Genomic DNA, 5,346 nt, shown 5'->3' with positions numbered 1-5,346 from the left:
CCCTGAGCCAGTATGTCCGATAATAGCCTGGTAGGAACCAGAAGGAATAAGTAAATCCACGTCGTATAGTGCACGTTTTTCAAAAGGTGTCCCTTTGGCGTAGGCATACCCTACTTGTTGAAGTTGGATGTCCATACATCATTCACCAACTCTTGTTCTGACATGTGTTCGTTGTTTAACTCTATTCCATTCGCACGTAATAGACTGCCCATTTTCATGGCAAATGGCAGATCTAATCCAAGTGCCACCAGTTCTTCTCCACGAGAAAAAATTTCAGCTGGTGTGCCTTCAGCATATTTGTGCCCGTTATTCATTACAAAAATGCGATCCGCAAGTAAAGCTTCCTCGAGATCATGCGTTATGGATAAAACCGTTAACTGTGTTTTCTCCCGTAATCTACGAACGGTAGTTAATACTTCTTCCCGCCCTTGTGGGTCGAGCATAGAAGTAGCTTCATCCAAGATAAGAATTCTCGGCTTTAAAGCCAATGCACCCGCAATAGCTACTCGTTGCTTCTGTCCACCTGATAAATGATGCGGCTCACTATCTAAGAACTTTTCCATTTTCACTTGCGCAAGGGACTCGTGCACACGTACAACCATATCTTTAAACGGAACTCCGTTATTTTCCAAAGCAAAAGCGACATCGTCCTGGACGGTAGCCCCGACAAATTGATTGTCTGGGTTTTGAAATACCATGCCCATTTGTGAACGAATATCCCATAAATTCTCTTCATTCAGCGTTTCACCAAGAACACGTACTTCCCCCGATTGAGGAAATAACAGTCCATTCATGAGTTTCGCCATTGTGGATTTACCAGAACCATTATGACCAACGATTGCAATCCACTCGCCATCATTGACAGAAAAAGAAATGTTTTCTACAGCTTTTCGCGCATCCTTTTCTTCTGGTGAATATGTATAGGTGACTTCATGTAGTGATATTATTTCTGTCATCTCTATATGACCTCCTCTTACTCTGCTCGAACTCAACTCATTCTCATCAATGTTTCTATTTTACACTATTACAAAAACACAGTTTGCACCAGAAAGGTGCAAACTGAGTATATATTCTTACACTGATATCCAAATAATAAATATTTTCTATCAATGAAATAAAAAAGCGCGCACCTCATTCAGAGAAATGCGCTCTTCTATATCTTTTTCGTATTCGGTTGCTCAGACCGTCTACGTGAATGAGGTGCGTAGAGCTAGACGAGACGCTACCAAAAGGTCCGCTCATCGTAACGCTCTGCTTTTCATTATGTCGTATAAATCTTTTTCTTTTAAAAAGAAGAGGGCGGCTACTAACCTAGAACCCTCTTCGAATTGTGATGATTAAACTAATTCAATCACTACAACAGGTGCTCCGTCTCCACGACGAGGTCCCATTTTCATAATACGTGTGTATCCGCCTTGACGATCAGCGTAGCGTGGTGCTACATCATCAAACAATTTTTGCAAAGCATAAATTGTTGTTTCAGTGCCTTCTTCATCAGTAGCAGTCACTAGTTCACGACGAATATAAGATGCAGCTTGACGGCGTGCATGCAAATCTCCACGTTTACCTAATGTAATCATTTTTTCAACAACTGAACGAAGTTCTTTCGCACGAGCTTCTGTCGTTTGAATGCGTTCGTTGATGATCAAATCAGTTGTTAAGTCACGTAACATCGCTTTACGTTGAGAACTTGTACGACCAAGTTTTCTGTAACCCATAGATGTTTACCTCCTTTGTTGAATATTAATCTGTTATATCAAAAAAGTCGCTTAGTCTTCTTTGCGTAATCCTAAGCCAAGCTCTTCTAACTTCGCTTTTACTTCTTCTAGTGATTTACGTCCAAGGTTACGTACTTTCATCATGTCGTCTTCTGACTTGTTAGCTAACTCAAGTACCGTGTTGATACCAGCGCGCTTCAAGCAGTTATAAGAACGAACAGAAAGATCAAGCTCTTCGATAGTCATCTCCAACACTTTTTCTTTTTGGTCTTCTTCTTTCTCAACCATGATTTCAGCAGTTTTTGCCTCATCAGTCATACCAACGAAGATATTTAAATGCTCCGTTAAAATTTTCGCGCCAAGCGAAATCGCCTCTTTAGGACCGATGCTGCCATCTGTCCACACATCAAGAGAAAGTTTATCGAAGTTAGTCATTTGACCAACACGAGTATTTTCTACTTGGAAATTGACGCGTGAAACTGGAGTATATATAGAGTCGATTGGGATCACGCCGATAGGAAGATCCTCACGTTTGTTTTGATCAGCAGGAGTGTAACCGCGGCCGCGTTGTGCATACATACGCATACGCAAATGACCATTTTTACCGATTGTTGCAATATAGAGATCAGGATTTAAAATTTCTACATCACTGTCATGTGTAATGTCAGCAGCTGTAACCGTTCCATCACCTTTAACATCAATCTCAATGACTTTTTCTTCGTCAGAGTAGATTTTAAGAGCTAGTTTCTTCACGTTCATAATAACTGAAGCGACATCTTCAACTACGCCCTCAATAGTAGAGAACTCGTGAAGCACGCCATCAATTTGAATAGAAGTTACAGCAGCCCCTGGTAAAGAAGACAAAAGGATACGACGTAGGGAATTACCTAATGTGTTTCCATATCCACGCTCAAGCGGTTCTACAACAAACTTGCCAAATTTGGCACCTTCGCTGATCTCAACCGTTTCAATCTTTGGTTTTTCAATTTCGATCATTCAAATATACCCTCCTTCAAAACATCGAATGTATAGGTTCGTTCCATCAGAAATCAATAAGTACTAAGACTTATCGGTGATTGCACAACTCAGTTTGTACAAGAAATGATGTTCTCAATCAATTAATTGAGTCGCACCTATTACACGCGACGACGTTTTGGTGGTCGGCAACCGTTATGCGGAACTGGAGTTACATCTTTAATAGCTGTAACATCTAGACCAGCAGCTTGAAGTGCACGAATTGCAGCTTCACGACCAGCACCAGGACCTTTTACCGTTACTTCTAACGTCTTAAGACCATGTTCCACAGAAGCTTTCGCCGCTGCTTCAGCAGCCATTTGCGCAGCAAACGGAGTTGATTTACGAGAACCTTTGAAACCAAGTGAACCAGCACTTGACCAAGATACCGCATTTCCTTGCATATCTGTAATCGTTACAATTGTGTTGTTAAATGTAGAGCGGATGTGAGCAATACCGGATTCGATATTCTTTTTCACACGACGCTTACGTGTTTGTTGTTTACGTGCCATGTTAGGAAGAAACCTCCTTTACCGATTATTTTTTCTTGTTAGCAACAGTTTTACGAGGACCTTTACGCGTACGCGCATTGTTCTTCGTATTTTGACCGCGAACAGGTAAACCTCTACGATGACGGATACCACGGAATGAACCGATTTCCATCAAGCGTTTAATGTTTAATGATACTTCACGGCGAAGGTCACCTTCTACCTTGAAAGCACCGATTGATTCACGAATTTTGTTTAATTCGTCTTCTGTAAGATCACGCACGCGTGTATCTTCAGCAACTCCTGCAGTAGCTAAAACTTTTTGTGCAGTTGTTTTACCAATCCCGAAAATATATGTTAATGAAATAACAACGCGTTTATCGCGCGGAATGTCAACACCAGCAATACGAGCCATGTGTGTCGTGCACCTCCTTCAAATTAGCCTTGTTTTTGTTTATGTTTAGGATTTTCACAGATTACCATTACTTTACCGCGTCTGCGAATAACTTTACATTTTTCGCAGATCGGTTTCACAGATGGTCTCACTTTCATCTAACCCAACCTCCTTAGTGGTCCGGAGTGCAAAAGATTATTTAAAACGGTATGTGATACGACCGCGAGTTAAATCGTAAGGAGAAAGTTCAATTGTGACTTTATCTCCAGGCAGGATGCGGATAAAGTGCATACGGATTTTGCCCGAAACATGTGCAAGAATCGTATGACCGTTTTCCAATTCTACCTTAAACATCGCGTTTGGCAAAGTCTCAACAACTGTACCTTCGACTTCAATTACATCGTCTTTCGCCATCAACCCTGTCTCCCTTCTGTATAAAAAATCAGGTTCTCATCATCAAATCAAACGGAATGTTCCGCAAATCGAAACCCGTGTAGGATTCTTTTCGTTTCAACATATGTTTGTTTTGCATGAGAGATGTTCGAAAGACACTCGTCAGGCTTCGCTTCTGGCAACCTACGGAGTAGACTGACCCGGGTGAACCTTGTCTCCCTCATGTAAACACGACCGCTCGGAATGCCTTGGATGAGTTCCACCATATCCGTTACACAGATGCTTCCACGAAACCCATTATACCTTGTCGGAAGTAGAAATGCACGAAAGGACAAAGGGATCCTCTTAGACGTAACATTGTCTATTTCGTTCTTTCGTATATCGGGCATAATTTGCTTTTGCAGCTCTAGAAATTAAATTCCGTTTACAAGCGTGCCGCTAGGTTCAGCTGCGGTTGCCCTCTAAAAGAGCGTTTAAATCAGCAAATACCTTATGAATGTCTTGCTGACCGTTAATATTTGTCAACACGCCTTTGTTGCCATAATAGTCAAGCAAAGGTTGTGTTTGTTTCATATTTACTTCCAGACGGTTTGAGACCGTTTCCGGATTGTCATCCGCGCGCTGGTAAAGCTCGCCTCCATCTTTATCACACACTCCATCTTTTTGAGATGGATTGAAGATTAAATGGTACGCAGTGCCGCAGACTTTACAGATGCGACGACCAGTTAGGCGCTTAATCAACTCTTCTTGTTCAACTTGGATGTTCAAAACGTGCTCTACGTCTTTGTTCAAATCTGCTAAAAGCGCATCAAGTGCTTCAGCTTGAGGAACAGTACGTGGRAACCCGTCCAATAGAAATCCTTTTTCACAATCAGCTTTGCTTAATCTTTCACGGACAATTCCGATCGTTACTTCATCAGGTACTAATGCACCCTCATCCATAAACGCTTTGGCTTTTAGGCCTAGTTCCGTACCATCTTTTATAGCTGCTCGGAACATGTCGCCTGTAGAAATATGAGGGATTTCGTACTTCTCAACAATTTTATCTGCTTGAGTGCCTTTACCTGCACCTGGCAGACCCATTAAAACGATATTCATACGTTTTGCCCCCTGCTACAATTTGCAGGTTAAAAGGAACGAAATCGTTCCTCTAAACCAACATTATTTCATGAAGCCTTTGTAGTGGCGTTTCACTAGTTGTGCTTCGAGCTGTTTCATCGTTTCCAGTGCAACACCGACAACGATTAACAAACTTGTTCCACCGATTTGTGCAGCAGCTGGAAGACCAGCAAAGTTAATGAACAAAATCGGCATGATTGCGACTAGCGCAAGGAAAATC

Annotated in this window: 8 protein-coding genes and 2 pseudogenes; all 10 read right to left on the bottom strand. The window is 41.8% G+C overall.

Features of this window, described 5'->3' with window-relative positions:
- A pseudogene (locus AC1DSB_RS13885) lies at positions 1–135 on the bottom strand (energy-coupling factor ABC transporter ATP-binding protein); the annotation flags it as partial.
- On the bottom strand, positions 111–956 hold the full coding sequence (locus AC1DSB_RS13880) for an energy-coupling factor ABC transporter ATP-binding protein (RefSeq protein ID WP_477531059.1): 846 nt from the start codon (positions 954–956) through the stop codon (positions 111–113). The pseudogene AC1DSB_RS13885 and the gene AC1DSB_RS13880, both read right to left, overlap by 25 nt.
- Before the next feature lie 381 nt (positions 957–1,337).
- Positions 1,338–1,718, bottom strand: coding sequence for a 50S ribosomal protein L17 (gene rplQ, locus AC1DSB_RS13875; protein ID WP_477531058.1), 381 nt, complete (start codon positions 1,716–1,718; stop codon positions 1,338–1,340).
- A 51-nt stretch (positions 1,719–1,769) separates the two neighbouring features.
- Positions 1,770–2,714 carry a DNA-directed RNA polymerase subunit alpha gene (locus AC1DSB_RS13870; RefSeq protein ID WP_016429907.1) on the bottom strand — a complete coding sequence of 315 codons (945 nt, stop codon included), beginning with the start codon at positions 2,712–2,714 and terminating at the stop codon, positions 1,770–1,772.
- A 140-nt stretch (positions 2,715–2,854) separates the two neighbouring features.
- Positions 2,855–3,244 (bottom strand): 30S ribosomal protein S11, encoded by a 390-nt coding sequence (gene rpsK, locus AC1DSB_RS13865; RefSeq protein WP_016429906.1) that lies wholly within the window; start codon positions 3,242–3,244, stop codon positions 2,855–2,857.
- Positions 3,245–3,269: 25 nt separating this feature from the next.
- The gene (gene rpsM, locus AC1DSB_RS13860; protein WP_016429905.1) at positions 3,270–3,635 is read right to left on the bottom strand and encodes a 30S ribosomal protein S13; all 366 of its coding nucleotides are present in this window, start codon (positions 3,633–3,635) and stop codon (positions 3,270–3,272) included.
- Between the two features lie 23 nt (positions 3,636–3,658).
- Entirely contained in the window at positions 3,659–3,772 is a 114-nt protein-coding gene (rpmJ, locus tag AC1DSB_RS13855; protein ID WP_000868344.1) for a 50S ribosomal protein L36, read from the bottom strand.
- A gap of 37 nt (positions 3,773–3,809) precedes the next feature.
- Entirely contained in the window at positions 3,810–4,028 is a 219-nt protein-coding gene (gene infA / locus AC1DSB_RS13850; protein ID WP_016429904.1) for a translation initiation factor IF-1, read from the bottom strand.
- A 423-nt stretch (positions 4,029–4,451) separates the two neighbouring features.
- Positions 4,452–5,105 (bottom strand): adenylate kinase, encoded by a 654-nt coding sequence (locus AC1DSB_RS13845; RefSeq protein ID WP_016429903.1) that lies wholly within the window; start codon positions 5,103–5,105, stop codon positions 4,452–4,454.
- A gap of 63 nt (positions 5,106–5,168) precedes the next feature.
- Positions 5,169–5,346: pseudogene (locus tag AC1DSB_RS13840) on the bottom strand (preprotein translocase subunit SecY); the annotation flags it as partial.

It is taken from the genome of Paenisporosarcina sp. P4_E4_2, from assembly GCF_056401595.1.
Note: the sequence above shows the minus strand (reverse complement) of the source record. Positions and strands in the feature narration are given on the sequence as shown.